We start from the raw sequence: 3,790 nt of genomic DNA, 5'->3' as shown, positions 1-3,790 counted from the left end.
CCAGCCGCCGATCCAGTCCGTGGGGTCATAGGCATGCAGATTGAAGGTCATTTCAACCACGTCCGCTATATAGGCCCCGGTGTTCTGGGTGAAGGTCTGCAGCAGAAAGACAGTGGGACCGAAAATCATTACAAAGAGCACCAGGCCCACGGCCAGAATCATGTTCAGCTCGGAGATGCGTTTTATGCCTCCGTCCAGCCCCATGACCACAGAGATAGTGGCAATGAAGGTAATTACGGCTATGAGCAGGATCTGCACCCAGAGGTCTATGGGCACACCGAAGAGGTATTCCAGCCCGGCGTTGATCTGGGTCACTCCCAGGCCCAGTGAGGTGGCTATCCCGAACATGGTTCCCAGCACAGCAAAGGTATCCACGGCATGACCAATGGGCCCGTAGATACGCTCACCGATCAATGGATAAAACGCGGAACGGATGGTCAGGGGAAGGTTGTGGCGAAAGGCGAAGTAGGCCAGAGAAATGGCCACCACGGCGTAGATGGCCCAGGCGTGCAGGCCCCAGTGAAAAAAAGTGATCTTCATGGATTCCCGGGCGGCATCAGACGTACCTCCTTCCCCCACCGGGGGGCTCAGGTAATGCATGACCGGCTCCGCCACCCCGAAAAACATGAGCCCGATGCCCATGCCTGCGGAAAAAAGCATGGCAAACCAGGAGAGATAGGTGTAGTCAGGTTCGCTGTGATCAGGGCCCAGCTTGATGGTACCCAGGGAAGACACACCCATAAAAATGACAAAGATGAGAAAAGTAGCCACAGAAAGGATATAAAACCATCCAACCGATTCTGCTATCCAGCCCTGGACGCTGCCGAAGATATCCGCAGCCCTGTCCGGGTTCAGGATGGTCAGGAGTACAAAGACAATTGTCAGAACTGCTGAGCTCAGAAAAACCGGGGGATCGATTTTTATCCAGGATCTTTCTGTGGACAGTGGGGAAGTGTTGTCATCCATGCCTATACCTCCTCATCTTGAGAATTTAAGCTAAAGTATCGATTCAGCTTAACCATTCAGGGGTTTCCTCGCAGGAAAGCAGGTGAAGCCATGCGACATGCAAAGCTAAATCATGAGTATACTCTTTGAGGACAAAAACTTCAAGTATGCATACAATTTTCACCAGCCGCACAAAATATCAGGGCCGGAGAAGGATATAAGGTTTTGACCCCCGGCGTAAAGAGGTTTAAGTTGTAACCCGGGAGTATGCATGTGATTGTTTTGCCGGACTTTATCAGACAAAGACCACGCCTGGCATTTTTTGCCATGCTGGCGGTGGCGGTGTCCGGATTCGGGCAGACCTTTTTTGTCTCGGTTTTCGGAGAAGAAATACGGGCAGTAACCGGGCTTACCCATACCGCCTATGGCAGCCTTTACAGCCTGGCTACTCTGATAAGTGCGGCCATGCTTTTCAAATGGGGCCGCATTGCTGATACCTGGCCTTTGTGCCGGGCAGCAACGCTGGCCATTATGGTCTTGTCCCTGGGATGTCTTCTGGTGGGAGTGGGTAAAGGGGCCTTTTTGCTGGGCCTTGGTTTTGTTTGCATCCGCTTTGGAGGTCAGGGCCTCATGGGACATTTGGGCATGACCACGGCTGCCAGGTATTTTTTTGCCCACCGGGGCAAAGCAGTGGCGCTGGCAGGCTCGGGGTTTCCTTTGGCTGAAGCGGTATTGCCGGCAAGTGCGGTTTTTATTGCAGCTGCCTGGGGATGGCAGACTTCCTGGCTGAGTGCCTCAGTTTTTCTAGTGCTGTGCATGTTGCCCCTGGCCCTGTATCTTACCCGGGACATACCTGCTCCGGCTCAAGCAATGACGGGGGACAAAGGGAATGAAGCTTCGGGCAGTTTTACCAGGGAACAGGTGCTGAAGGATCCGGGCTTATACCTGATACTTCCGGCGATTCTGGCCTCGCCGTTCATGCTCACGGCCCTGTTGTTTCACCAGGCGGCCATAGCCTCAATGCTGGGATGGTCAATGCAGGTTGTGGGCACCGCATTCACCTGCTATGCTGCAGGGCATCTGGGAGCGCTTCTGGGGACAGGACCCCTGGTGGACCGGATAAGCGCCGGTAAAACCTTGCCCCTGTCGGTTCTGCCAATGACAGCCGGCCTGGGTTTGCTGTCTGCATTTCAGGGTGTCTGGGTGGCCTACGCCTACCTGGGGTTGATGGGCATATCCCACGGCATGACAGCTACGGCAGGTGGTGCGTTGTGGGCTGAGCGCTATGGACTGCTTCACCTGGGTGCCATCCGGGGTATGGCCCACTCTGCAGTGGTCTTTTCCACTGCAGCTGCTCCCCTGATGATGGGTTTTTTTCTGGACCAGGGCCTTGGAATCAGTATAATTGCAGCTGCTCTGGCCGCAGCTACCCTGGCAGGCGGCATCTCGGCCCGGATCGCTCCCTTGCCTCGGTGTAGATAAAGGGCGATAGCCTGCAAAGCAGTTTTTTGGAATTTCTGTCTAGCGTATGCATGTGGCACGGGGACTGGCTCCCCCGCACTTATTTTTCTGTAAGGTTTTCAGAATCTTTGAAATTATAAGTGCGGGGTGCCTGTCCCCGGTGGCCGAGGCGATAATTTACACAAAATGTCGCTGTAGTGGTAGAACATTTTAAAATAAGTGCGGGAGTGCCTGTCACCTGCTTTCCTTAAAAGCGCTAGACAGATTCTTTTTGGAGAGGTTTAAGATGAAAAATACAGGTTCTCCAAGGGGTTGCAGCCGAAGGGAATTTCTGGCTGCCGCCGGTGTGACGGGAGCAGGGCTGTTGACCTGGGCACCGGTTGCCGCCCATGCGGAATCAGAACAGAGCAGGCACAATAAACCCTGCCTGGGACTGACCCTGGGTGCCGGTGGAGCCAACGGCCTGGCTCATATTCCTGTGCTGGAAGTACTGGACGAAATGGGAATCAGACCCGGCATCATATCAGGCAGCAGCATCGGGGCCATAATGGGAGTGCTTTACGCCTCTGGAATACCCGGGCAGGACATGCGCAAGGCTTCCCTGGAACTGTTTGACTCCGCTCCTGGCATCTTGGGCGGCTGGCTGGAGAGGATAACAGGAAGCGGACTGCTGGAGATGTTAAGACCCGGACTGGGGGACGGTGGTCTGCTGGACCCTGGCGGCGTACTAGAATATGTCCAGGACAAAATTAAGGTAAAACATTTTGAGGAGCTGCAGATCCCTGTCAAGGTGGTCGCCGCGGACTTCTGGAAGAGGGAGCAGGTTGTTTTCGATTCCGGGGAGATAATCCCGGCTATTCAGGCCAGTATGGCTGTACCGGGCCTTTTCGCCCCGGTGCAGTACTCGGACAGACTCCTGGTGGACGGGGCAATAGTCAACCCGGTGCCCTTCGACCTTGTTTTAGACCATTGCGATATTTCAATTGCAGTGGACGTGTCCGGGAAGAGTTCCCCGGGCAAGGAGGAACGTCCGTCATATCTGGACACCATTTTCGCCACCTTTGAGATTATGCAGGAAGCCATCATGCAGCAGAAGCTCAAGGTGAACTCTACAGATATATATCTTCGCCCTGATATAGTTGACGTTCGACTGATGCAGTTCAATAAGATTCGTAAAATCCTGGACCAGGCCGGGGAATCCCGGGAGAGGCTGGCAAAGGAGCTTGAAAAATTGGTATCTGTTCAGCGCTTTTAAGGAAAGCAGGGGACAGGCAACTCCGGGACCCACTTGAGCATCATTTTGTGCTTAAAATATCTCATTTTTTGGGACAAGTGGGTCCCGGAAGAGCCAGTCCCCATGCCACATGCAAAGCGCTAAACAGAT

3 protein-coding genes are annotated in these 3,790 nt (G+C 54.0%); 2 read left to right on the top strand and 1 reads right to left on the bottom strand.

The features are described from left to right. Nucleotides 1-966, bottom strand: a 966-nt coding sequence (locus tag QZP87_RS12225) for a BCCT family transporter (protein WP_291323204.1), incomplete at its 3' end; no start/stop codon positions are given. Between the two features lie 252 nt (nucleotides 967-1,218). On the opposite strand from QZP87_RS12225, the gene QZP87_RS12220 reads away from it, so the two are divergent. Further along, the gene (locus QZP87_RS12220) at nucleotides 1,219-2,427 is read left to right on the top strand and encodes an MFS transporter (RefSeq protein WP_291323203.1); all 1,209 of its coding nucleotides are present in this window, start codon (nucleotides 1,219-1,221) and stop codon (nucleotides 2,425-2,427) included. Nucleotides 2,428-2,692: 265 nt separating this feature from the next. Beyond that, on the top strand, nucleotides 2,693-3,661 hold the full coding sequence (locus QZP87_RS12215) for a patatin-like phospholipase family protein (RefSeq protein ID WP_291323202.1): 969 nt from the start codon (nucleotides 2,693-2,695) through the stop codon (nucleotides 3,659-3,661). The last annotated feature ends 129 nt before the right edge of the window (nucleotides 3,662-3,790 follow it).

Origin of the sequence: Desulfonatronospira sp. (genome assembly GCA_003563255.1) — a bacterium.
Lineage (GTDB): Bacteria > Desulfobacterota > Desulfovibrionia > Desulfovibrionales > Desulfonatronovibrionaceae > Desulfonatronospira.
This window is presented reverse-complemented; position numbering and strand designations above follow the sequence as displayed.